The 22,638-nt window shown below is 71.8% G+C and carries 21 protein-coding genes; 9 read left to right on the top strand and 12 right to left on the bottom strand.

Going from position 1 to position 22,638, the window contains the following annotated elements; genetic code table 11:
- Window positions 1-14: 14 nt before the first annotated feature.
- The 12 genes from I73_RS28665 to I73_RS28655 all read right to left on the bottom strand — a co-directional run bounded on the left by I73_RS28665 (window position 15) and on the right by I73_RS28655 (window position 13,800).
- The gene (locus tag I73_RS28665; RefSeq protein ID WP_022981769.1) at window positions 15-1,034 is read right to left on the bottom strand and encodes a hypothetical protein; all 1,020 of its coding nucleotides are present in this window, start codon (window positions 1,032-1,034) and stop codon (window positions 15-17) included.
- Between the two features lie 20 nt (window positions 1,035-1,054).
- Entirely contained in the window at window positions 1,055-1,345 is a 291-nt protein-coding gene (locus tag I73_RS17305; protein ID WP_022981768.1) for a LysM peptidoglycan-binding domain-containing protein, read from the bottom strand.
- The gene (locus I73_RS17300; protein WP_022981767.1) at window positions 1,345-1,998 is read right to left on the bottom strand and encodes a hypothetical protein; all 654 of its coding nucleotides are present in this window, start codon (window positions 1,996-1,998) and stop codon (window positions 1,345-1,347) included. Before I73_RS17300 ends, I73_RS17305 begins: the two co-directional genes overlap by 1 nt.
- Window positions 1,999-2,013: 15 nt before the next feature.
- Entirely contained in the window at window positions 2,014-2,298 is a 285-nt protein-coding gene (locus I73_RS17295) for a hypothetical protein (protein WP_022981766.1), read from the bottom strand.
- Window positions 2,288-3,634, bottom strand: coding sequence for an ATP-binding protein (locus tag I73_RS17290; RefSeq protein ID WP_022981765.1), 1,347 nt, complete (start codon window positions 3,632-3,634; stop codon window positions 2,288-2,290). Before I73_RS17290 ends, I73_RS17295 begins: the two co-directional genes overlap by 11 nt.
- 13 nt (window positions 3,635-3,647) lie before the next feature.
- Window positions 3,648-4,670: a Pvc16 family protein gene (locus I73_RS17285; protein WP_022981764.1), complete on the bottom strand. Its 1,023-nt coding sequence runs from the start codon at window positions 4,668-4,670 to the stop codon at window positions 3,648-3,650.
- Window positions 4,671-4,686: 16 nt separating this feature from the next.
- Window positions 4,687-5,145: a hypothetical protein gene (locus tag I73_RS17280; protein ID WP_022981763.1), complete on the bottom strand. Its 459-nt coding sequence runs from the start codon at window positions 5,143-5,145 to the stop codon at window positions 4,687-4,689.
- 530 nt (window positions 5,146-5,675) lie between these two features.
- Complete coding sequence (locus tag I73_RS17275; RefSeq protein ID WP_022981762.1) at window positions 5,676-6,527, bottom strand: hypothetical protein; 852 nt, start codon at window positions 6,525-6,527, stop codon at window positions 5,676-5,678.
- A 26-nt stretch (window positions 6,528-6,553) separates the two neighbouring features.
- A complete protein-coding gene (locus I73_RS17270; protein ID WP_022981761.1) occupies window positions 6,554-7,063 on the bottom strand; it encodes a phage tail protein in 510 nt (169 codons plus the stop codon).
- Between the two features lie 78 nt (window positions 7,064-7,141).
- On the bottom strand, window positions 7,142-9,055 hold the full coding sequence (locus I73_RS17265; protein ID WP_022981760.1) for a phage tail sheath subtilisin-like domain-containing protein: 1,914 nt from the start codon (window positions 9,053-9,055) through the stop codon (window positions 7,142-7,144).
- 309 nt (window positions 9,056-9,364) lie between these two features.
- Window positions 9,365-12,883, bottom strand: a complete 3,519-nt coding sequence (locus tag I73_RS28660; RefSeq protein WP_022981759.1) for a response regulator — start codon at window positions 12,881-12,883, stop codon at window positions 9,365-9,367.
- A complete protein-coding gene (locus I73_RS28655) occupies window positions 12,880-13,800 on the bottom strand; it encodes a transporter substrate-binding domain-containing protein (RefSeq protein ID WP_083876846.1) in 921 nt (306 codons plus the stop codon). Before I73_RS28655 ends, I73_RS28660 begins: the two co-directional genes overlap by 4 nt.
- 276 nt (window positions 13,801-14,076) lie before the next feature.
- On the opposite strand from I73_RS28655, the gene I73_RS28650 reads away from it, so the two are divergent.
- The 9 genes from I73_RS28650 to I73_RS28640 form a co-directional block, all read left to right on the top strand.
- Complete coding sequence (locus tag I73_RS28650; protein WP_148289832.1) at window positions 14,077-14,919, top strand: tRNA nucleotidyltransferase; 843 nt, start codon at window positions 14,077-14,079, stop codon at window positions 14,917-14,919.
- Between the two features lie 13 nt (window positions 14,920-14,932).
- Window positions 14,933-15,292 (top strand): hypothetical protein, encoded by a 360-nt coding sequence (locus tag I73_RS17245; RefSeq protein WP_022981756.1) that lies wholly within the window; start codon window positions 14,933-14,935, stop codon window positions 15,290-15,292.
- A 2-nt stretch (window positions 15,293-15,294) separates the two neighbouring features.
- Window positions 15,295-15,807 (top strand): GNAT family N-acetyltransferase, encoded by a 513-nt coding sequence (locus I73_RS28645; protein WP_022981755.1) that lies wholly within the window; start codon window positions 15,295-15,297, stop codon window positions 15,805-15,807.
- Window positions 15,808-15,913: 106 nt separating this feature from the next.
- Window positions 15,914-17,353 (top strand): sensor domain-containing diguanylate cyclase, encoded by a 1,440-nt coding sequence (locus tag I73_RS17235; protein WP_051049258.1) that lies wholly within the window; start codon window positions 15,914-15,916, stop codon window positions 17,351-17,353.
- A 112-nt stretch (window positions 17,354-17,465) separates the two neighbouring features.
- On the top strand, window positions 17,466-18,215 hold the full coding sequence (locus tag I73_RS17230; RefSeq protein WP_022981753.1) for a YkgJ family cysteine cluster protein: 750 nt from the start codon (window positions 17,466-17,468) through the stop codon (window positions 18,213-18,215).
- A gap of 73 nt (window positions 18,216-18,288) precedes the next feature.
- On the top strand, window positions 18,289-18,597 hold the full coding sequence (locus I73_RS17225) for a 4a-hydroxytetrahydrobiopterin dehydratase (protein ID WP_022981752.1): 309 nt from the start codon (window positions 18,289-18,291) through the stop codon (window positions 18,595-18,597).
- The gene (gene phhA, locus I73_RS17220) at window positions 18,594-19,502 is read left to right on the top strand and encodes a phenylalanine 4-monooxygenase (RefSeq protein WP_051049256.1); all 909 of its coding nucleotides are present in this window, start codon (window positions 18,594-18,596) and stop codon (window positions 19,500-19,502) included. The genes I73_RS17225 and phhA overlap by 4 nt, the downstream gene beginning before the upstream one ends.
- Before the next feature lie 51 nt (window positions 19,503-19,553).
- The gene (locus I73_RS17215) at window positions 19,554-20,603 is read left to right on the top strand and encodes a PHB depolymerase family esterase (RefSeq protein WP_022981750.1); all 1,050 of its coding nucleotides are present in this window, start codon (window positions 19,554-19,556) and stop codon (window positions 20,601-20,603) included.
- Between the two features lie 243 nt (window positions 20,604-20,846).
- Window positions 20,847-22,638 (top strand): TonB-dependent siderophore receptor (locus I73_RS28640; protein ID WP_022981749.1); only part of this gene is annotated, 1,792 nt, incomplete at its 3' end.

Here is a 22,638-nt window from a genome sequence, read left to right as displayed (position 1 = left end):
GTCACGGCGTACATCTAGTAGGTGCCGGAGAGCCAGTCGCCCAGCCCGTCCATGACCACGAGCAGGTCGGCCTGCAGCACATGGCTGTAAAACGTGCGGTCGAGGTCGTCGTCCGTATGCACGAGGATGATGTCGAGTTTGTTGGCCTTGTGCTGCGCCAGGTCCTGCAGGCAGTGGTCGTGGGCGCTGACCTCGGCCGACAGCTGCCAGAAGAAGAGGTCCACCCCGGCCGCGCGGCTGTTGGCCATCTGGAGGCCCAGCACCGTCAGGGTATGGTCCTCGATGTTGGGGCTCACGCCGTTGCCGCTCTCGGCCGGGGAGTTGTAGGCCACGGCATCGGCCTGGTGGCCGTTGACGTGGGCGGTCAGCGACAGGCAGTTGGTGTCCGCGCCGGCATAGATCAGCAAGGTGTCTGCGGGGTCGGCGTCCAGCCGCATCGGGCCGAAGTACACCAGGCCCTCGCGGAAGATCAGCTCGTAGCCGTTGAACTCGGCACGCGACTTCAGGAACTTGATGTCGGTGTCGTCCTGGGCGATGCCCACCAGCCGGTCCTGCCCACCTTCGTTCTTGGGGTGGGGCAAGAGGCCGTAGCCGGAGAGGATCTCCATGAGCAGCAGGCGGTCGCTGCTGGGCAGGGTGCTGCTGCCCCAGGTCTTGCGGTGGTGTTCGCGGTCCAGGCGGATGGAATCGTCCTGGCATTCGACCCGCACCTGGGTGGCGCCGGCGTCCTGCGGCGTGTCGAGCTTGACCTCGCGGATGTAGCCGCGCATGACCTCCTCGGTGCGGTGGCCGAAGGCGGCGTGGATCTCCACCGGGGCCCAGGGCGTCAGCAGCTCGGCGTCCTGCACCGTCCAGCGGCCCAGCTCGTCGCGCCGGGTCTCGAAGGTGAGGGAGGCGGTGGCGGCCTCGGCGCGGCCGCACTGCACCGTGATCTCCAGCAGAAAGGGGTAGAGCGCCGTGATCTCCTGGCCGTTCACCTTGACCAGGCACTCGGCGGGCGCGCGTTCCTTGGCGGAGAGAAAGTCGAGCAGCATGGCCGGCTCCGTTCCCGCCCTCAGTCCCGCGCCCGCGGGATCAGGATGACCTCGCCGGCGCGGGCGCGCATCGACAGCACCGCCGCGTCGTCCAGGTCGGGGTTGGCATCCAGGATGCGCCACCACAGCCGCGGGTCGTTGTAGTAGTGGCCGGCGAGCAGATCCAGGCGGTCGCCCTCGCGCACCACATGCTCGATCACGCCGGGGGCCGGGCCGATCTCGCGGGCGCGGGTGCCCTTGCAGCGCAGGCTGCCGTCGGCCGCGGGCTCGAAGCGGCGGGCGTCCTGGTAGCGGGAGTGTTTCAGGAACATCAGAACAGCCCTCCGATGGCGGCGCCGGCGGTGCGGCCGGTGTTCAGGCCCGAGCCGATGAACTGCTGCAGCTTCTCGGCCTCGTAGAAGGGGTTGTTGCCCTCGATTACCTGCAGGCCCAGCTTGAGCGTGGCGCGGTAGGGCACCAGGTTGGGCAGGTGGGCCGATTCGGTGACCTCGATGCTCTTGAGGAAGACCGGCAGGATGTGCCGGCCCCAGACCCACAGCAGCACCGAGGCGCACTGCGCGCGCTGGAAGGCCCGCTGCCCGCCCAGGCCCAGGCTGGCCAGCACCTGCAGGCCGCCGGGGCCCTGGGTCTTGGGCTCGACCATGCTGCGCAGCGTGTCCAGCTCGGGCTGGATGCCGAACTCGGTGGCGATGGGTTCGCCGTCGTTGAGCCGGTCGGTGGCGTCCAGCAGGATCTCCAGGTCGAAGCTCTCAGGCTCCACCGCCACGCCCTGGGCCACGCGGGCGGTTTCGGTGGGCAGGGCGAAGTCGTAGCCGCCGCGGGTGGCCGGGGTGCTGCCCAGGGTCAGCGTGACGCTGCGGTTGCGGGTCAGGGTCTGCGGGTTGAAGTCGAAGGCCAGCACCAGCGGGGGCAGGGCCAGCGCGTACTCGACCAGGAAGCCGCGGGTGGGGGCGAGCAGGGGCATGGTGCGGGCTCCGGGTCAGCGGGCGGGGCCGCCGGCAAGGGGTGAGGCTGCCAGGGCGCTGTGCACCTGGGCCGTGACCGACTGCGCCAGGCGCTGGGCGATGGCGGCGTCGCTGTGGCCGGTTTGCACTGCCAGGGGCGGCAGCTGCAGCGCGGGCAGGGCCGCGTTGCGCGCCAGGCGCAGGCCGCCCAGGTGCTCGGGCCGGGCCAGGGCCTCACCCAGCAGGCGGGCGATGCGCGGCGCCCGGGCCTCGAAGCCGGCGGGCAGCTGCAGCGCCAGGTGGTCGATCTCAAGCCTCATCGCGCAGCTCCGGGGGCAGGTGGCGGGCCAGCGGGCCCAGGTCCTGGGGCGAGAGTTCGCGCCCCTCCTTGGCCAGCTCGCGCCAGACGGCGTGCGCCACCTGGCCCAGGCCGATGGGCTGGCCCTGGGCGGCGGCCAGGAAGGCCGCGTGCAGGGCCGCGTTGCGGATGCTGCCGCCGCTGAGCGCCACGGCCTCGCCCAGCAGGACCGGGTCCAGGTCGGCGCTGCGCGGGGCTTGTGGCGGCAGCAGGCGGCGCCACAGCGCGGCGCGGGCCGGTGCATCGGGCCGGGTGAACTCCACCACCATCTGGAAGCGACGGGTGAAGGCCGGGTCCAGCTGCTTGCGCAGGTTGGTGGTCAGGATGCAGGGGCCATCGTGGGCCTCGATGCGGGTCAGCAGGTGGCTGACCTCCAGGTTGGCGTAGCGGTCGCGCGCCTCCTTCACCTCGCCGCGCTTGGCGAACAGCGCATCGGCCTCGTCGAACTGCAGCACCATGGCCTGGCCCTCGGCGGCGTCGAACAGGCGGTTGAGGTTCTGCTCGGTCTCGCCCACGTACTTGCTGACCAGGCGGCCCAGGTCCACCCGGTACAGGCGCCAGCCCAGGGCGCTGGCGATGACGCTGGCGGCCAGGGTCTTGCCGGTGCCCGAGGGGCCGGCGAACAGGGCCACCGGCCCGCCGTGGGCCCGGCCGCCCCAGCGGCCCACCACGGTGTCGCGCTGGGTGATCCACAGCAGGAACTCCTGCAGCATGGCCAGCCGGCTGGCCGGCAGCACCAGGTCGTCCCAGCCGGCGTGGCCGGGCACCGGGCTGGCACCGGGCGGGGGCGTGGGCTCGGCCGGCCGGCCGCAGACCCGGGCCAGCAGGGCCGGCGTGGCGCGCAGGGGCTGGTAGGGGTCGTCGGCCTCCAGCCGCAGCCAGCCCAGGCGGCGCAGCGGGGCCTCGGGGGCCAGGGCGCGGCGCAGCCATTCGGCCTGGCTGGCGTCCAGGGCCAGCAGCTCCTGCACCAGGGCGCGGCTGGCCCAGGGCTGGGTGGCGCCAGGCTGCAGGCCCTGGAAGGCCCAGCCCAGGCGCGGCTCCAGCTCGGGGGCCAGGGCGCAGACCAGGGCGTCCAACTCCACCGGCTCCAGGGTGTGGCCCAGCAGGGCGGCCCAGGGGCCGTCGGGCGCGCGCAGCGCGTCCACCTGGGCCTGCTGGGCGCGCAGCGGGGCCAGCTCGGCGTCGCCCAGGGTCTGGCCGGCGCGCTGGCGCGACAGGCAGGCCACCAGTGTGTCCAGGCGCTGCCATTCCGGGTCCAGCACGGCCAGCAGGGGCAGGTCGGGGCGCGGGGCGTTCATGGTCGGGCTCCGCTCAGGCCGCCGAGAGGCTGATCAGCAGCGGGTTGGAGCGCAGCGTCAGCAACGCGCCGTCGGCCGGCCGCACCCAGGGCCGCTCGGCATGCAGGGCCCACTGGCCGGGCTGGCTCTTGTCAGGCAGCGGCAGGGCCAGCAGCGGTGCGCCAGCGGCCTGCTCGGGCCAGATGCCGGGGCTGGCGATGCGGGCCTCGGTGACGCTCGGGTGGTCCGTCCAGCCCTGGGTGCGGCTCCAGTGCTGCCAGTGCAGCGTCACCGGCATGCCGGGCTGGCCGGCCAGCCACAGCTGCGGGGTGAAGGCCGCCAGCGCCGGGCTGCCGACGACGAAGCCCAGGCTGAGCGCGCACTGCCCGTCCTGCACCCAGGCCAGGGCGGGGCCCCAGTCGGGCTGACGCAGGTCCGGCACCATGGCCGGCACGGCGGGGCCGCGGGCGCTGGGTGTGGCGGCCTCCGCCGTCAGGGGCGCTTGCACGCCCAGGCCCAGGGCGCCGGCCCAGGGGCCGGCCAGGGTGGGTTGGGCCGGGATGACGGGCAGCAGCGAGACCTCGAACAGGGCCGAGGGGCGGTAGACCGCGTCGCCCTGGGTGGACCAGAGCTGGTTGAGCGCGTCCAGGCCCAGGGGCTGCAGCATGACCTGCAGCTGCACGATGGTGTCGTCCACCGGCACCTGCAGCACCGGTTGCTCGTGGGCCAGGCGCAGCACCTCGCCCAGCAGGCGCAGGTCGTTCTCGCCTTCGCCCACCGTGTCCTCGCCCACCGCGAAGGGGGTGACCAGGCAGAAGCCGCGCACCCAGGCGGTGTCGCCGGGCAGGGTGTCGGGGAAGAGGCCGGCGGGCTCGAAGCGATAGAAGAACAGGTTGACTTGGTGGTGCGGGCTGCCGTCGCCCGCGGCGCTGGCAGCACCCGCAGGCGTGCCCAGCACCACGTTGACCTTGCTGCGGTCCGGGCCGTTGAGCGCGCTGTCCAGGTGGGCACGCCAGGCCTTGCAGACCAGGGACAGCGGGGAGGTGGCGAGTGCCATCGTCGCGTCCTCGGTCTCAGAGCCGCCGCAGGTAGTGGCGGCTCAGGTAGGCGCTGTCCGCAGCGGGAGCGGGGCTGCGGGCCGGGGCGGCCGGTGGAGGGGCCTGCACCGTGATGTCGATGCGGCCGATGTGCAGCGTGGCGGGGGCGCTCGGCGCTGCGCTGCGGGCCGCCGAGGCGACGGCGGCCGAGGTGGATGCGGACTCGGCGGGGCGCTCGCGATCTGGCCAAGCCGGGATGGCCGTCGGCCCCTGGCGTGTGGCGTCGTCGATGTTGCCCAGGCCATCGGCGCGATCGGCGAGCAGGGGGTCACTCCGCCCCTGCTGCAGTTCGGCCCAGGCGGCGCGGGTGCGCTGCTGCCGCGCCGCAAGCCAAGCCTGCGCGGGCGCGGGTGCCGCCGGGGTGGAGGCATCCGGCAGGGCCTCGGATGTCGAGATGAATTCAGAAGGGGCGCCCCGACCCGGAACCCGGCTCAAGTCCGAGACATCGTGTCCGCTCGACTTCACTGGCGATGCTGCGGTGTCGGAGAGGCTCGTGGACGCAGGGGAGACCTCAGACCTCGGACCGGACATCCAAGACGACCGGCGACCGTGGACTGCGGACCCTGCACGGGCATCCGTCACATCAGACTCTCGTGGCAGTGCGGTCATGCCTGTTGCCAGGTTGCTTTCACTTTGTTCATCCTTCACGGAATGCATTGCAGACGACCTCGGTGTGCCCACCTCGGTGCCTGCCGACCAGGGGTCGCCAGTCGGCGGCTTTCCGTCCGCCTTCTGGTGTGACGCCTCCCGGAGGTCTGCCGCAGCCGCGGCAGCCCCCGCCTTCTGAAAACGGAACACCGTCTGCAGGCCGCCCTCGGGCGGGGCAGGCGGTTCGAGGGGGGCCTCCTCGGGCGTGTCGCCCTCGGGCAGGGCGGCCGCGCGGCGCAGCCAGCCGCCCCGGCCGGTGGACAGGGGGCGGCGCGCGTCGCGCAGGGTGTCGTGGAAGAGGCCCATGGTGCGTGCCCTCAGGCCGACAGGCCCCGGGCCTGGTCGATCAGCTGCAGGTAGCGCAGGCGGCGTGGCCGGGGCAGGGCCAGGATCTCGGCCTCCGACCAGTGGTAGTGCCAGGCCAGACGGTGCACCTGCTGCAGCAGGGTGTCGGGGCGGTGGCGCAGGGCGCCGTAAGGGTCCAGGTCCACCGCATGGGCGGTGCCGCATTCGGGGCAGGCGGCCTGCACCTGCAGCACCAGGGCTGGCGCGATGGCGTCCAGCGCGGCCTCGACCCGCGCCGCCCAGGCGCCGATCTGCGCGGGCTCGCCCAGGGGCAAGGTGTCGGGCGCTTCGGCCAGGCGCTGCAGCAGCCAGGCTTCGACCGTGTCGTCGGGCTGGCGGGCCAGCTCCGACAGGTCGGCGCCCACCGGCAGGCGAAAGCGCCGCGTCACGCCGTCTTCGCCGGCCAGTTCGGCCCAGGGGTAGCCGGGGCCAGCCTCGGTGACGGGCAGCGCGGCCAGGTCCAGCGCGAAGTCGAAGTGCGCGCCGCAGGCCGGGCAGCGGCTGCTGAGCCACTGCGGGGCGGGTGCGCCGGGGTCCTCGTCCAGGTGCTGGGCGAGCTGGCGCATCAGGAACTGGCGGTCGGCCAGGCACAGGGCCGCCACCCGGTGGGGCCGGGGCGGTTCGCCCGCCAGCCGGGCCAGGGCCTGGCTCAGCACCGCGGTCACGGCGCCGGGGGTGTCTTCTGCTGTCTCGGCGGCTTCGGCCAGGGCCAGCTCCAGCGCGCCGGTGAGCGGATGGAAGGCCCAGTCCCGCCGGCGCTGGCCGTGCTCGACCAGCCCGCCGGGCAGCGGCGGGAGGTCGGTGGGGGCAGCCAGCACGTTCATGGTCAGCGGCGATCGGGTCCGGGGGCTCAGCTCTCGACCGGCTCGGCCACCGCGGTGTCGCGCTGCCAGCCTTCGTGCTGCAGCGTGAGGGTCTGGATGCCCACGGTGTTCATGGCGCCGGCGTCCAGCTCGGGCAGGGCCTGGTATTCCGACACCCAGGCGCGGAAGAGCTTGTAGGACAGCGCGACCTGGCCCTGCAGGTTCAGCACGTTGATGACGATGTCCTTGCGGAAGTTCTTCAGCGACATCGCGGCGTCGCCCTCGATGTTGTTGACCAGGTTGGCCCAGCCCTCGAATACCGGGTCGTGCGACAGGCCCTGCTCCAGCGTGACGGGCTCGTAGCTGGTGCCGCCGGGCAGGATGCGTTCCTTGCTCGGGTCACCGGCGGTGCGCCACTTGATGGCCTCGGTCTTGCGCTTGAGCGCGCCCATCTTCTTGAGCCCAGCCACGGGCTTGCCGTCGATGAGGATCTGGAACTTGAAGGTGCGGTAGGGATCGTGCCGGTGCGTGTTGACCGGGAACATCGGAGCGGCCATGGGAGGGTCTCCTCAGGGAAAGGACGGGGCCAGGGGGCTGACGGAGCGGGCGTGCGGGGGCATGTGGGGGGGCGTCCCTCAGGACTGGCCCACCTTCTGCTGGATGCGCACGATCACGAACTCGGCCGGCTTGAGCGGGGCGAAGCCGACGATGGCGATGACCATGCCGCGGTCGATGTCGTCCTGGGTCATGGTGTCGCCCAGGCCGCAGCGCACGAAGTAGGCGTCCGAGGCCTTCTGGCCCTGGAAGGCGCCGGCCCGGAACAGGCCGTCCATGAAGGCGCCGACATTGGCGCGCAGCGAGGACCAGAGCCGGTGGTCGTTGGGCTCGAACACCGCCCACTGGATGCCGTTGTAGATGCTGCTCTCGATGTAGAGCGCGGTGCGCCGCACCGGCACGTAGCGCCACTCGGGGTTGGCCTTGGTGGACAGGGTGCGGGTGCCCCACAGCACCGCGCCGTAGCTGGGCAGCTTGCGCAGGCAGTTCACGCCTTCGGGGTTGAGCTGGTCCTGCTCGCCGTCCTCGACCTGGAACTCCAGGCCGGCCATGCCGCGCACGGTCGCCTCCACGCCGGCCGGGGCCTTCCAGACGCCGCGGGTGCCATCGGTGCGGGCCCAGATGCCGGCGGCAAAGGCCGAGGGCGCGGCCAGCAGTGTGGTGGGCGCGGTGGGCCGGGTGTCGCGGTTGTAGAAGGGGTTGGCGATGCGCACCCAGGGGTAGTAGAGCGCGGTGTAGGTGGAGGTGGGCGGGCTCAGGGCCTGCACCTTGCCGGCGGTGTCCAGCTCGGTGCCGGCCGGCGGGTCCACCAGCAGCATGCGGTTGGCCGTGTTTTCGCAGTGGGTGATGGCCTGGTCGATCACCGGGTTGGCGGCGCCGCTGGGGTCCAGCGTCTGGCCGGGCAGCAGCACGATGTTGACGTCGCGCACCTTGGCCAGGCGGGTGAAGAAGCTGGCGTAGGTGTCGGCCGTGGGGGCGTCGCCGTCGCTGCCCAGCGTGAGGGCCTGCAGCCCGTTGTCGCGCGGCACCACGTCGCGGGCGCCGTGCAGTTCGGTGCCACCGTTGGTCGTGCCCAGCTTCAGCAGGGTGGCCAGCGGGCCGGGGCGCACCACCACCGCGGAGAAGGCGGTCTTGCTGCCGGAGGCCAGGTGCAGCTTGTTGTCCGCGCCAAAGGTGCAGGCGAAGCCGGTGTAGGCGCTGCCCAGGGCCAGCACCTTGGCGGTGATGGCCTGGGTCACGTCGCTGGCGGTGTTGTAGGCGCCGTCGGCCGCCGCGCCCAGCGTGATGGTCTGCGGGCCCAGGTTGTCGATGTTGAGCGTCAGGCTCATCGTCGGCAGCACCGTGGTCCAGTCGAGACCGGAGAGGTCGTCGCTGACGCTTTCACCCGCCAGGTAGTAGGTGGCCGGGTTGTTCTGGAGGTCGGTGGTCAGCTCGGCCCGCAGATAGCGCGAGCCGCCGTTGATCACCACGGGGGCGTAGGCCGGGTCCGAGCTGTCCATCGACAGCGTGCCAAAGCTCTCCAGCAGGCTGTCGGTGTTGCTGGCGCTGTCGTGCAGCAGCACGTCGAGCTTGAAGCGCACGCCGCTGGCCGCCGGGATGGCATGCACCCGCAGCGCATTGCCCCAGACCCCGGCGCTGGTGGCGCTCAGGCTCAGCACGCTGGTGGTGGTGGCGGTGCCGCCGCTGCGGCCGGGCAGGGCGCCAGCCGGCAGCGCGGCGGTGTGGGCGTTGTCGGCCAGGCGGGCGATGTAGGCGTCTCGCCCGCCGTTGAGGAAGAAGTTGAAGGCGGCGATGGCCAGGGCGTCGGTCTCGCTGTGGATGCCGCCGAACCGGGCCTTGTAGTCGTCCCAGCTGTGCACCAGCACCGGCTCGCCGATGGGGCCTTCGGTGGTGCTGCCGATCAGCGCGGCGATCGAGGTGGACACCCCTTCGATCGGCTTGGCGCCGCTGGGGATCTCTTCCATGTAGACCCCAGGGTGCAGGTAGCTGGGCATGCTGTGTCTCCTGGCAATGGGCAGAGCCTCCGGAACCCGGGGCCGTGCCGCGGTGGATCGGGACGGTGGGTACTGCATGCCGCCAGAAGAACTGCGGGGGCTCGGGCGCATGTGGGAGCTGCGCTCTGCCCGTTCCGGCTGACAGGCAGAGATTAGGTCCCTCGGCCTGCGCTGTGGTCACCCCCCTGCTTGGGGATCTGTCCTGTGTTCAGGGGACAGGTTGAAGATGCTGCAATGCAGCGTCCTCGATGGGCCGTCTCTTCAGTGGCTGACAGGCTCGTGTGGTGAGCCTGAGAGGCTCACCTTCTGTTACGGCTTCGTGGCCGGCTGCGGGTCGGTGCCGGTGGTCGTGTCTTTGAACGGGGGCAGCCAGTGCAGCAGTCGCCGGTAGAGCTCGTCCGGCGCGACGGGCTTGCCCAGGTGGTCGTCCATGCCCGCGGCCAGGCAGCTGTCGCGGTCCTCGTCGAAGGCGTTGGCCGTCATGGCGATGATGGGCAGGGTGGGGCCCAGGGTCTGACGGATCCGGCGGGTGGCTTCCAGCCCGTCCATCTCCGGCATCTGCATGTCCATCAGCACCAGGGCGTGGCCGCCCCGCAAGGCCTTCTCCACGGCCTGGGCGCCGGTGGCGGCCAGGTCCACCAGCAGCCCCGCGCTGGCCAGCAGCTCGGTGGCCACTTCCTGGTTGACCTCGTTGTCCTCGGCCAGCAACACGGTCTGCCCCTGGGCCCGCCGCCGCAGTGCCTCCAGCAGATGGGCCCGATCGGGCCCGGGGTCGGCCGAGGGCCGGCGGTCCGACGCGCAGAAGGCCTGGGCCAGGGTGTCGTGCAGGGTCGACGGGGTGACCGGCTTGGGCAGCACCAGGGCCGCCAGCTGAGCCTGTGCCAGGGCCGTGCGCGCATCGTCTTCGTCGAAGGCAGTGACCAGGATGCTGGGCGGCAGGCGGTCGAGGAGCTGCTGGCGCAGGGCCTGCAGCGTCGCAATGCCATCCATCTGGGGCATGCGCCAGTCCACCAGCAGCACGTCGTGCGGAGTGCCGGCCCGCAGTGCCGCCTGCGCCTGCTCGATGGCATGGGGGCCGCTCGTGGCTTCCTCCACCGACAGTCCCAGCACCGACAGCTGGGCGCTCAGCGCCTGACGGGCCTCGTCCAGATCGTCCACCAGCAAGGCCCGCAGGGCCTGCTGCGGCAGGGCCGGTCGCTGTCCCACCGGTGTGCTGGCGCGGGCCAGCCGGGCGGTGAACCAGAAGGTGCTGCCCTCGCCCTCGCGGCTGTCCACACCGGCCTCGCCGCCCATCAGACGGGCCAGGTGACGGGTCAGGGCCAGGCCCAGGCCCGTGCCGCCATAGCGCCGGGTGGTGGAGCTGTCGGCCTGTTCGAAGGCCTCGAACAGGTGCTGCTGCTGTGCGGCGCCGATGCCGATGCCGGTGTCGGTGACCGAGAAGCGCAGCTGCAGCACGCGCTCCTCCTCGCTCAGCAGCTCGGCGCGCAGCCGGATCCAGCCCTGCTCGGTGAACTTGACCGCATTGGACAGCAGGTTGATCAGGGCCTGGGCCAGGTGCTTCGGGTCGCCACGCAGCTGGGCGGGCAGGTGGTCCGTGTCCACGATCAGCTCGAGCCGCTTGGCGGCGGCGGCGGCTCCCACCACCGAGGTGACCCGGGCGATCAGGGCGTCGCGCGCGAAGTCCACCTGCTCGAGCTGGAGCTTGCCGGCCTCGATCTTGGAGAGGTCCAGGATGTCGTTGATGACCTGCAGCAGATGGTGCGCCGCCACATCGATGCGCTGCAGCCGGTCGCGCTGAGGGGTGTCCTGCAGGTCGCGCTCGATCAAGTGGGTCAGGCCGATGATGGCGTTCATCGGGGTGCGGATCTCGTGGCTCATGTTGGCCAGAAAGGCGCTCTTGGCGCGGGTCGCGGCCTCGGCCTGGTCGGCCCGCAGGGCCAGGGCCTGGTTGGCCCGCGCGAGTTCCTGCTCGGTCTGCTTCAGCCGGGAGACGTCGGTCACCACCACAATGAAGCCCTGCACGTTCTCGCCCATGCGGTGCGGGACATAGGTGCCCAGGGTGTGCACCGCCACGCCATCGGCGCGGGTCAGGGTGCGTTCCAGGTCCTGGCGTTCGCCGCGCAGGGCCGCGTCGATGAAGGCCTGGTTGCGGGCCAGGAAGTCCTCGCCCAGCACCTCGCGCATGGTGTGGCCGACGACGGCCTCGGCGGGGCGCCCCATCCATTCCAGATAGGCCTGGTTGGCGAAGCGGCAGCACTGGCTCTGGTCCCAGTAGGCGATCATGCTGGGCACGCTGTCCGCCAGGCGGCGCAGGAACTGTTCGCCACGGCTGAGCGCCTCGGCCAGGCTTTCGGCGCGCTGGCGGGCCAGGGTCAGTTCGGTGATGTCGGTGCAGGCGGCCATGAAGCCGGCATCGGGGATGTCGGGGCGGCGGTCGGGCACCCGCACGACCAGGAAGTGGCCGCGGTGGCCATCGTGGCGGGTGAGGTCGAGCTCGTCCTGCACGGTGTCGCCGGCCAGGGTGCGTTCGATCTGCCGCTGCTGCTGCTCGCGCATCGACGGCCCCATGATCTCGTCGTAGTGGCGGCCGATCAGCCCATTGCGCGGGCCGCCGAACCATTCGGCAAAGGCCCGGTTCGCGAAGGCCAGCCGCAGGTCGCGTGTCCAGTAGGCCAGCAGGGTGGGCTGGTGGTCGCTCAGCAGCTGGGCAAAGGACTCGAGCGCCAGCTTGGCCTGCAGCGCGGCGCTGAGCTCCTGTGTGCGCTGGGCCACCAGATCCTCCAGATGGGTCTGGTGGAGCCTGAGCTGCAGGGCCTGCTGGCGCAGCTGGGTCACGTCGGTGAACGACACCACGGCGCCCGCGGGCGACCCGCTCCGGGGCTCGAACAGGGGCTCGACGTTGGTGCTGATCCAGCGCAGGGGCTGGCCGGCGCGGACGATGCCCACCAACTGGTCCCGCCGGGCCTGGCCGCTTTGCAGGGCGGCGTGCAGCGGGTCGTCGGCCTCAGGCAGCGGGCTGCCGTCCAGCTGCACGAGCTCGAAGCCAGGGTGCAGGAGGATGGAGTCCGGCCCCGGCCGGGCCGCCGGGCCCAGCAGCTGGACGGCCGCGGGGTTGCTGTCCAGCACCCGGCCCTGGGCGTCGCAGACGAACACCCCCTCGGCCATGGTCGTCAGGGTCGAGCGCATGCGGCTCTCGCTCTGGGCCAGGGCGCGTCCAGCCTCGCGGCGCCGCTGCTCGGCGCGCAGGGCGCCCAGGCACAGACCGCAGAAGAGCAGGCCCGCCATCGCCACCGACAGCAGCCCGATCTGGCGCATCCGCAGGGTGCGCTCGGCGTCGATCGCGCGCACCTGCTCGCTCAGCCTGTCCAGGCGGGTGCTCAGGTCGTGCATCAGCTGGCGGGCCTGCAGCTCCTGGTCGCCCTGGGCCGACTGGCCGCTGTTCCAGATGGTCAGCAGCTCCTCGACGATGGCCTGCAGGGCTCGGGTCTCCTCGGTGCTGTGGCTCAGCTCGGACAGCGGGGCGAGCTCCTCCTGGGCCTGGCGCAGCAGGGCCCGCCCCTGCTCCTGCTGCCAGGGGCTGTCGGGGGATCCGCCCAGGCGCAGGTGCATGGCCCCGAGGAAGAGATCGTCGGTGGCGCGCTTGATGCGCAGCAGGCTGTTCGTGGTGCGGTGGGCCTCGTCCTGCTGGGCCCGGTCCAGCAACAACAGGGTGAGCATGACCGCGATCGCCCCCAGTGCGGCGGCCAGCAGCCAGCGCCGTCCCAAGGTGGTGGCCTGGTCGTGCGGGGTGCTTGCGGGAACGGGGGGCGGTGATTCGAGCGCGGTCATGGGGGAAACGGGAGGTCGTCCGGTCCCAGGCCGAAGCGGGCCAGCAGGTCCAGGTGGGCGGGGCTGCCCAGGAAGCTGGCCAGGACCTGGTCGACCGCGTCGGCCAGACCGGTGTCGGTGCGCCGCAGGGCCAGGGCCACCTGCTGGGTCGGTGTGTCGGGGCCCATGGCCGGTTGCGCGGCCAGCCGGCCTTCCGAGGCCAGGGCCATGGCCTGGACCGCGGGCAGAGACAGGGCCAGGGCGCTGGCCTGGCCCAGCAGAACCGCCGTCTGGCCGACGCGGGCATCGGGCACGGACAGCAAACCGGCCTGCGGCGCCTGCCGCTTTTGGAACAGGGCCTCTTCGGCCGACCCCTGCAGCACCGCGATGCGGAAGCTGGCACTGGGTTGGACGGCCGTGTAGTCCAGGCTCAGCGGCCGGCTCGACAGCGTCAGCCAGCCGGGGCGCACCCGCAGGGTCGGGCGGGAGAAGCGCACCAGGGCCGCCCGTTCCGGGGTGATGAACATGCCGGCGGCGATCAGATCGAAGCGCTCGGCCAGCAGATCCGGGATCAGGTGATCGAAGCTGGTCAGGATCCAGACCGTGCGCAGCCCGAGGTGCTGCGCGATGGCGCGAGCCACCTCCGGCGATTCTCCGGTGGGCTGCCCCAGCGGGTTGAGCAGGGCATATGGGGCTTCCAGCGCATAGCCCACGCGCAGCACCCCGGCCTGCCGCGCCCGGGCCAGGGAATCGTCCCGGTCCAGCCAGCGCCACCAGGCCATGGCGCCGCCTGCGCCCAGCAGGGCGGAGGTTGCCAACAGAGCTCGTCGTCCGATGCGCGGCATGCGGTTCATGGGCGCTGGGCGCAGCGCCAGGGTCTCGGGGGCGGGGGCGAGACGGCCCACCGCGGGATCACCGGCCATCCCGGGATGGCCCATGGCCGAGTCTGTGCCGTCAGGCTCGGGCTGCCGAGGGGGGATCTCCTCTATCGGGGGGATGTGTTGCACCTTCGGTGTGCATCTTGACACGGCCAGGCCACGAACAGTCGCTCATCTGGCGCGGTTTCTGCTTGGTGGGGGTGTCAACCATGGCTCGGGGGGCGACCCGAGTCCGTGGTGTGCGGAATGTGGCCAAGCCGACAAGAAGAAGACCCTGCCCATGTCACGCCCGCTTCGTCCCACCTGAAGCGTTGCGCCGGTCCGGCGGCCCTCCCCATGACATCTTCTTCCTGGTCCTCGCTGTTGTGGCGCCTCGCATTGGCGGCGGCGCACCGGGACGCCCCCGGCATCCTGGACTCGGAACAGGCGGCCTGGGCCCAGGTGGCACAGCCGGAGCCGCTGCGCTCGCTGTCCCCGGAGTCCGCCTGGGCCCTGCTGGCCGAAGGCCTGATGGCGCCGCAACCCGGGCATTTCGTGCAGGCCTTGCGCGAGGGCGGGGTGCTGCGCCTGTGGCTGCCCGAAGTGGACGCCCTGTTCGGTGTGCCCGAGCTGTGCGACCTGCCCACCCCGGTGGATGTGGGCGAGCACCTGCTGGCCCTGCTGAGCGAGACCGCCCGGGTCGACGCGCCGCTGAACGTGCGCCTGGCCGCGCTGCTGGTGCCCCTGGGCAAGCCCGGCAGCCCGCGCGAGATCTGGCCCAGCCACTACAAGCACGAGCAACGGGCCCACGCCATTGCCGATGAGCTGTCGACCCGCCTGGCCTGGCCCGAGGCCACGCTGGATCTGGCCCGCCTGGCCATCGACGAGATGGAGCGGGTGCACCGGGCCAGCGACCTGCGGGCCGGCGCCATCACGGCCCTGCTGGAGCGACTGGACGCGCTGGGGCAGCCCGAGCGTTTCGAAGACCTGCTGCTGCTGTGCACCTGCGACTTCGCGGCCTACCCCGGCCACCGCCCGCAGGACTACCCCAAGGCAGAGCGCCTGCGCCGGGCGCTGGCCGCCTGCCGCGCCACCCCGGTGGCGGGTCTGGATGCCGAGGCGGCCCAGCTGCGCCGCGCCCAGGCTGTGCACCAGGCCCTGCGCGGCGGCCTGACGGTCACGCAGCCCCCCCAGTCCTGAGATCGGAGCCCCCATGTACGCCAAGGCCCTGTTCGACATCGTGCACACCAGCGGGGAGCAGGCGCTCAAGCTCGTGGTGGCCCTGGAAGGCGGGGCCGACGAGCTCTTCGCCAGCCCCAACACCCTGGCCGCCATTGAGGACCACCTGCTCAACGTGGCCACCACGCTGGCCCACCTGCCGCCGGTGGTCATGTTGCGTCTGCCCCAGGTGGACTGGACCGGTTGGGGCGCGCTGCTGCAGGCCCTGCGCCAGCGAGACCCTCAGCGCCGCGACATCGTCTGGTACGCCGTCTGCGGCCTGCTGCCTGCCACGCTGGTGCTGCTGGACCAGCTGCGGGCCCAGGAGCCCGACTGGTTCGAGATCCAGTACTGACCTTGGCGGACGCAGCGCCTTTCATCCCCGCCTGGACGCTGGCGCCGGCGCAGCCGGCCGACCGGGCCGCCCTGGCGGCGCTGATCGACACCGCGCTGGCCGCCAGCCCGGCCCTCACGCGGGCCCAGCAGGCCCTGCTGCGCGCCCATGCGGAAGACCACCTGAATGGCTGGCTGGATGCCACCCTGACCGGCCAGGTCAGCTGCCACCTGCTGGCCCGTGGCCCGCAGGGCGAGGTGGTGGGCATGGTGCTGGTGCGCGAGCACTGGCAGCTCTGCAGCCTCTATGTGGCGCCGGACTGGCAGGGCCGGGGCCTGGGCCGAGCGCTGGTGCAGGCCGCCTGGCGGGCCAGCCACGGCCGCACCGACCGGCCGCTGCTGCGCCTGGTGGCAGCCCCCGGGGCCGAGGGCTTCTACCGCCGCCTGGGCTTCCGGGCCGTGCGCAGCCTGCAGACCCTGCCGCAGGGCTTTGCGGCCATGGGGCTGCCCTTGGACGGCGACGGGCCTTTCACCTGAACGTGCGAGACTGTCGGCCCGCCGCGCCGCACCCGGTGCGGCACCGTGCTGCTGCCTTGCCGTGACCTCTGCCGATCTGACCGTTCCCACCCCCGAAGACGCCCTGATGTTCGAGCTGGCGCCGGTCTCGCTCTGGCTGGAGGACTTCAGCGGCGTGGCCGCCCTGTTCGCCCAGTGGCGGGCCGAAGGCGTGGGCGACCTGCGCGCCTGGCTGCGGGCCGACCGCTCGCGCGTGGCCGCCTGCACCCGCGCCATCCGTGTGCTGCGGGTCAACCGCCGCACGCTGGACCTGTTCGGCGCGGCCAGCCAGGACGAACTGCTGAGCCAGCTGGGCCGTGTCTTCCGAGACGACATGCTGGACCACCACATCGAGGAGCTGGCCCAGCTCTGGGCCGGCGCGCTCAGCTACAGCAGCCAGACCGTCAACTACACGCTGGACGGCCGCCGCCTGGACGTGGCGCTGCAGGTGCGGGTGCTGCCCGGCCATGAACAGGACTGGGCCCGGGTGCTGTTCTCGCTGGAGGACATCAGCGCCCGCGAGCAGGCCTTGCAGGCCCGCCAGCACAGCGAACGCTACGCCCAGGGCCTGTTCGAGCACTCGCCGGTCTCGCTGTGGGTGGAGGACTTCAGCGCGGTCAAGCGCCTGATCGACGAGGTGCGGGCGCAGGGCATCAGCGACTTCCGCGTCTTCACCGACGTGCACCCCGAGTTCGTCGAGCGCTGCATGGCCGAGATCCGCGTCATCGACATCAACCGCCAGACCCTCGCCCTGTTCCGCGCGCCGGACAAGGCCACACTGCTGCACCGCCTGTCCGACATCTTCCGCGACGAGATGCGCCGGCCCTTCACCGAGCAGCTCATCGAGCTCTGGGAGGGCAAGCTCTACCAGCAGCGCGAGACGGTGAACTACGCGCTGGACGGCGAGACGCTGCATGTGCACCTTCAGTTCGCGGTCCTGCCCGGCCATGAGCACGACTGGTCGCTGGTGCAGGTCTCGCTGACCGACATCACCGCCCGCAAGAAGGCCGAGGCCTACCTGGAGTTCCTGGGCAAGCACGACGCGCTGACCCGGCTGCGCAACCGCTCCTTCTTCGACGACGAACTTCACCGCCTGGAGCGCAAGAACGTGCAGCCGGTGGCCTTGCTGCTGCTGGACCTCAACGGCCTCAAGCAGGTCAACGACGAGCAGGGCCACCGCGCGGGCGACGCCCTGCTGCGCCGCGTGGGCGAGGTGCTGGGGCAGGCGGTCGAGGCGCCCTCCACGGCGGCCCGCATCGGCGGCGACGAGTTCACCGTGCTGATCCCCGGCGGTGACCAGGCCGCGGCCGACGCGCTGATCGCCCAGCTCCAGGGCCTGGTCGACATCAACAACCAGTTCCACGCCGGCCCGCCACTCAGCTTCTCGGTGGGGGTGGCCATCTCCCGCCCGGGCGAGCGGCTGGAGGTCGCGCTGCACCGGGCCGACAAGCAGATGTACCAGCAGAAGAAGGCCTACTACGAAGGCCTGCCGCACGACCGCCGCGGCCAGGACGGCACGGCGGGCTGAGCCCCGCCCTGTCCGCCGCAGGGGCTTGCGCCAGATCAAGTCTGGGCGGGGAGCACGCCACCAGACTTGCCGGCTTGGGCGGGCCAACGGGGGTCCGCACGGAGCCTTGTCAATGAGCACCCCCCACGCGGCCGCGAGCGGGCCGCAGGACTTCTACCAGGATCTGCACCGGGCCTTCGACGCCACGCTGGCGCTGCACCAGGGCCGACCCGATCTGCTGCCTGCCCTGCTGGCCCAGGCCTTCGACAGCTTCCACGGCACTGTGGCCATCCAGTGCGAGGACGAGCCGCCGCTGGCCTGCCACCGCGGCTGCGCCACCTGCTGCACCCTGCGGGTGACGGCCACCGTGCCCGAGGTCATGCTGGTGGCCCGCTTTCTGCGCGCGGTGCAGCCGGCCCTGCAGGCCCGCGGCATCGATCTGGTGGCCCAGCTGCGCGAGGCCAACACCCAGACCGAGGGCCTGGACGAGGCCCGGCGCGTGGGTCTCCGCCAGCGCTGCCCCTTCATCGCCCAGGGCGTCTGCGTCATCTACCAGGTGCGGCCGCTGGCCTGCCGCGGCCACGCCTCGCACGACGTCAAGGCCTGCGTGGACGCGGCCCGCGGCGCGCGTGACGAGGTGCCCTACAGCGCCGGCCACCACCTGGTGCGCGCGCTGGTGCAGAACGCCATGCAATCGGCCCTGCGCGAAGCCGGCCTGCCCTGGGGCAGCGTGGAACTCAACCAGGGCCTGCTGCTGGCGCTGGACACGCCCGAATCCGAGGCGCGCTGGCTGGCCGGCGAGGACGTGCTGGCCGCCGCCGCGGTGCACGAGGTGCCGGTCGAGGAAATGGCCGCCGCCTTCGACCGCCTGCGCCCGCACTGAGCGGGGTCCCCGGCCGCAGACGCCAGGGTTCCCCCGGAGGAGGCGGCCGCTGGCGCCGACCTAGCATGACGGCATGGACAAGCTCGATGCCTCTACCCTGCGCGCGAGCCTGGAAGAACTGCCGCACTGGCAGCTGGAAGAGGGGGGCCAGGCCATCCGCCGCAGCCTCCGCTTTGCCGATTTCAACCAGGCCTTCGGCTTCATGACCCAGGTCGCCCTCCATGCGGAGCGGCACGACCACCACCCGGAGTGGTTCAACGTCTACAACCGTGTGGACGTGCGCCTGACCACCCACGACGCCGGCGGCGTCTCCGGCAAGGACCTGGCCCTGGCCCGCCACATCGACGCGGTGCATGCCGCGCTGACCGGGGGCCAGCCATGAAGCCCCAACATCCTGTGGCCGTGGCTGAACCGCCCACCCTGCACGGCCTGGCCGCCGGCGAGGCGGGCCGCCCGCACACCGCCGACTGGACCATCCCCCAGGACTGGGCGGCCTACACCCCGGCCGAACACGCCACTTGGGCCACCCTGTTCGAACGCCAGTGCCGGCTGCTGCCCGGCCGCGCCTGCGACGCTTTCCTCAAGGGCCTGGACGCCCTGCCCATCGCCCCCGACCGCATCCCCGACTTCGAGGCCCTCAGCGCCGTGCTGATGAAGGCCACCGGCTGGCAGGTGGTGGCCGTGCCTGGCCTGGTGCCCGACGAGGTCTTCTTCGACCACCTGGCGCACCGGCGCTTCCCCTCCGGCCAGTTCATCCGCCGGGCCGACCAGCTCGACTACCTGCAGGAGCCCGACGTCTTCCACGACGTCTTCGGCCATGTGCCGATGCTGATGAACCCGGTCATGGCCGACTACATGCAGGCCTACGGCGTGGGCGGGCTGCGGGCCCAGCGCCTGGGCATGCTGGCCGAGCTGGCGCGGGTTTACTGGTACACGGTGGAGTTCGGCCTGGTGATGCAGCCCGAGGGCCTGCGGCTCTACGGCGCGGGCATCGCCTCGTCCTACAGCGAAAGCCGCTTCTGCCTGGACGACCCCTCGCCGCACCGCGTGCGCTTCGTGCTGGAGCGGGTCATGCGCACCCGCTACCGCATCGACGACTTCCAGGAGTGCTACTTCGTGCTGCAGGACCTGGATGAACTTCTGGCCCTGGCGCGGGTCGACTTCGGGCCGGTGTACGCGCAGGTGGCCGGGGCCCAGACCTTCGAGCCCGGGGCCCTGCAGCCCGGCGACACCGTGCTGCACCGCGGCACGGGCGCGTACCATCGCGACCGCCGCCCGCCGCACTGACGCCGCCCCGGGCGGCGCCGGCAGCAGGTCCGGGCGGCGCACGGAGCAGGCATGTGGCAAGGGATTGGTGAAGGCGCCCGCGGGCGTGGATGGGGTGGACGCACGGGGCTGACCGGTGCGCGCGGCCTGCTGGGTGCGTGGCTGCTGGCCGTGGCCACGCTGGCCGCCGCGGCACCGCCAGCCGCTTCCCCGGCGCCCCAGACGCTGACCCTCACCCGGCCCGAGGGCCCACGCCGCGTGCTGCTGGCCGTGCCCGACCACGCGCCCGCCGGCCCGCGTCCGCTGGTCATCCTGCTGCACGGCCATGGCGGCTCGGCCGCCCAGACCCTGGGCCTGGAGCGCACCGCCGCCCCCTTGTCGCAGTGGCTGGCCATCGGCCAGCGCGAGGGCCTGCTGGTGGCCGCGCCCGACGGCCTGGCCGGTGGCGACCAGAAGTCCGGCTGGAACGACTGCCGCCGCGACACCCAGACCAACCCCACCGCCGACGATGTGGGCCTGATCAGCGCCCTGATCGACGAGGCCGTGGCCCACCATGGGGCCGACCCGGCACGCGTCTACCTGATGGGCATGTCCAACGGCGGCATGATGGCCCTGCGCTACGCGATGGAAGCGGGTGACCGTCTGGCCGGTGTGGCCGCGGTCAGCGCCTCCATGGCCACCGACAGCCGCTGCCCGTCCATCAAGGCGCCGCTGTCGCTGCTGGTGGTGGGGGGCACGGCCGATGGCATCGTCCCCTGGGACGGCGGCCCGGTGGGCAAGCGACACGAAACCCGGCGCGGCCGGGTCATCGGTGCCGAGGCCACGGTGATGCGCTGGCGCGAGCGTGACAGCCTGTTCGGCGAGCCCGCGCGCAGCGAGTCCGTGCCCCACCGCGATCCGGCCGATCCCACCCGCGCCCAGCGCACCGTCTGGGGCGCCCAGCCCGGCGGCCTGCAGATCGAGCTGCTGCGCATCGACGGCGGCGGCCATGTCGAGCCCAGCGTGGCCCACCGCGTCTCGGCGGCCTACAGCCTGTTGGTGGGTCGCCAGAGCAGCGACCTGGAGGTGGCCGACGAGGCCTGGACCTTCTTCCGCGACAAACGGCGCGGCCTGAGCCACTGAGTCACCTCGGGCCAGCCGGGACTGGCTTTTGATCCGCGTTCGTTATGTTGTAAACAATACAACGTGGCCGATCGGATGTCGCGTTGCCGACGCCTTCCAGGCGTGTCGTGAACTCGGCAGCAGGCCGGTCCTTCCGAGGGCGAGCAGGCCATTGGCGTGATTTCGCGGTGTGGATCGTTATATTGGTATGTATATTGCGATTCCTCGGTGTCCCCACACACTTCACACGAGAGGAAGAGATCCATGCAGCACCCGAGGATCCTGAACGCCGTGGCCGCGGCCATCGCGCTGACCTTCGGTCTTCACGCCGCGGCCCAGGAGGCCACCACCCCGGTCTTCACGCTGGGCCAGATCAGCGTGGTGGGCCAGACGCCCGCCAGCCCCGCGCTGGCCACCGACACGCTGGACGCCCAGCAACTGCAGGACTTCAGCAAGGACGGCCTGGCCGATGCGCTGAACCTGGTGCCCGGTGTGGCCAGCACGGCCGGCTCGGGGCGGCGCAACGAGGCCTTGATCAGCGTGCGCGGCTTCGACCGCTGGCAGGTGCCGCTGCTGATGGACGGCATCCGTCTCTACCTGCCGGCCGACAACCGCATCGACTTCGACCGCTTCCTCACGCCGGACCTGGCCGAGATCCAGGTCTCCAAGGGCTATGTCTCGGTGCTCAACGGGCCCGACGGCATGGGGGGTGCCATCAACCTGGTGACCCGCAAGCCGGTCAAGCCCTTCGAGGCCGAGGCACGCACTTCGCTGCTGCTGGGCGGCTCGGGCCAGTACAACGGCAGCACGCTGTACGCCAATGTGGGCACCCGCCAGGAGAGCTACTACCTGCAGGCCAGCGCCGAGCAGCGTGTGGTGGACCAATGGGCGCTGTCGCACAACTACGTGCCCACCGCCTATGAGGATGGCGGGGACCGCGACCACAGCGGCAAGCGCGACTGGCGGGTCAACCTCAAGGCCGGCCTGACGCCCAATGCGGTGGACGAATACTCGCTGAACTTCGTGACCCAGAGTGGCAAGAAGTCCCAGAGCGGCTCGACCGAGGCCGCGGACAGCCAGTGGTGGGACTGGCCCAAGTGGGACACCTGGAGCCTGTATGCGCTCACCCGCACCGAGCTGACATCCGGCTGGGAGCTCAAGACCAAGCTTTACTACAACGCCTTCGTCAACGACCTGCTGGCCTACACCGTCAAGACCGGCGCGAAGAACTGGATCAGCCACTACGACGACAACGCCAAGGGCGCCAGTGCCGAACTGGGCACCACCGTGCTGCCGCAGCAGACGCTCAAGGCCGCGCTGCACTGGCGGCGTGACGACCACACCGAGTGGCAGACCACCTATGCCACCAACTTCACCGAACCCAAGCAGAACACGGTGGAGGACGTGTACTCCGTGGCGCTGGAGGACAGCTGGCGCTTCGCGCCCGAGTGGCAGTTGGTGGGCGGCCTGAGCCGCGACCAGCGCAAGACGCTGGAGGCGCAGGAATACGCCAGCGGCACCGGCCTGTTCGACCAGCCCACGGCCGACAGCCACGCCACCAACGGCCAGGCGGCCCTGCTGTGGCAGTACCGGGCCAGCGGCAAGCTGCACCTCTCGGCCTCGGATCGCACCCGCTTTCCCACCCTGTTCGAGCGCTTCTCCTCGCGCTTCGGTGGCGCCATCTCCAACCCGTGGCTCAAGCCCGAGCGCGCGCTCAACCTGGAGCTGGGCATCGAGGACGATCTGGCCCCGGGCTGGCATGGCACGGCCACGCTGTTCCACAGCCAGGTCAAGGACGCCATCCAGTCGGTCAACATCCTCTACGGCGGCAGCACCTACAGCCAGAGCCAGAACGTGGGCAAGGGCACCTACCGGGGCCTGGAGCTGGCGCTGGGCGTCACGCTCAGCCCCACCCTGGCCTGGGGCGGCAACTACAGCTATGTGCTCACGTCCCTGGACAACCCCAACGACGCCACGGCCCGCCTGACGACCACGCCGCGCAACAAAGCCTTGTTTGTGGGGCGCTGGCAGCCCACGCCCGAGCTGAGCGTGATGC

Source organism: Ideonella sp. B508-1 (assembly GCF_000333615.1).
Lineage (GTDB): Bacteria > Pseudomonadota > Gammaproteobacteria > Burkholderiales > Burkholderiaceae_C > Ideonella.
Note: the sequence above shows the minus strand (reverse complement) of the source record. Positions and strands in the feature narration are given on the sequence as shown.

Excerpts from the sequence above, each read along its gene's own strand:
- I73_RS28665 (WP_022981769.1), bottom strand. The coding sequence starts at position 1,034 with ATGCTGCTCGACTTTCTCTCCGCCAAGGAACGCGCGCCCGCCGAGTGC.
- I73_RS17305 (WP_022981768.1), bottom strand. The coding sequence starts at position 1,345 with ATGTTCCTGAAACACTCCCGCTACCAGGACGCCCGCCGCTTCGAGCCC.
- I73_RS17300 (WP_022981767.1), bottom strand. The coding sequence starts at position 1,998 with ATGCCCCTGCTCGCCCCCACCCGCGGCTTCCTGGTCGAGTACGCGCTG.
- I73_RS17295 (WP_022981766.1), bottom strand. The coding sequence starts at position 2,298 with ATGAGGCTTGAGATCGACCACCTGGCGCTGCAGCTGCCCGCCGGCTTC.
- I73_RS17290 (WP_022981765.1), bottom strand. The coding sequence starts at position 3,634 with ATGAACGCCCCGCGCCCCGACCTGCCCCTGCTGGCCGTGCTGGACCCG.
- I73_RS17285 (WP_022981764.1), bottom strand. The coding sequence starts at position 4,670 with ATGGCACTCGCCACCTCCCCGCTGTCCCTGGTCTGCAAGGCCTGGCGT.
- I73_RS17275 (WP_022981762.1), bottom strand. The coding sequence starts at position 6,527 with ATGAACGTGCTGGCTGCCCCCACCGACCTCCCGCCGCTGCCCGGCGGG.
- I73_RS17270 (WP_022981761.1), bottom strand. The coding sequence starts at position 7,063 with ATGGCCGCTCCGATGTTCCCGGTCAACACGCACCGGCACGATCCCTAC.
- I73_RS17265 (WP_022981760.1), bottom strand. The coding sequence starts at position 9,055 with ATGCCCAGCTACCTGCACCCTGGGGTCTACATGGAAGAGATCCCCAGC.
- I73_RS28660 (WP_022981759.1), bottom strand. The coding sequence starts at position 12,883 with ATGACCGCGCTCGAATCACCGCCCCCCGTTCCCGCAAGCACCCCGCAC.
- I73_RS28655 (WP_083876846.1), bottom strand. The coding sequence starts at position 13,800 with ATGGGCCATCCCGGGATGGCCGGTGATCCCGCGGTGGGCCGTCTCGCC.
- I73_RS28650 (WP_148289832.1), top strand. The coding sequence starts at position 14,077 with ATGACATCTTCTTCCTGGTCCTCGCTGTTGTGGCGCCTCGCATTGGCG.
- I73_RS17245 (WP_022981756.1), top strand. The coding sequence starts at position 14,933 with ATGTACGCCAAGGCCCTGTTCGACATCGTGCACACCAGCGGGGAGCAG.
- I73_RS17235 (WP_051049258.1), top strand. The coding sequence starts at position 15,914 with ATGTTCGAGCTGGCGCCGGTCTCGCTCTGGCTGGAGGACTTCAGCGGC.
- I73_RS17230 (WP_022981753.1), top strand. The coding sequence starts at position 17,466 with ATGAGCACCCCCCACGCGGCCGCGAGCGGGCCGCAGGACTTCTACCAG.
- I73_RS17225 (WP_022981752.1), top strand. The coding sequence starts at position 18,289 with ATGGACAAGCTCGATGCCTCTACCCTGCGCGCGAGCCTGGAAGAACTG.
- phhA (WP_051049256.1), top strand. The coding sequence starts at position 18,594 with ATGAAGCCCCAACATCCTGTGGCCGTGGCTGAACCGCCCACCCTGCAC.
- I73_RS17215 (WP_022981750.1), top strand. The coding sequence starts at position 19,554 with ATGTGGCAAGGGATTGGTGAAGGCGCCCGCGGGCGTGGATGGGGTGGA.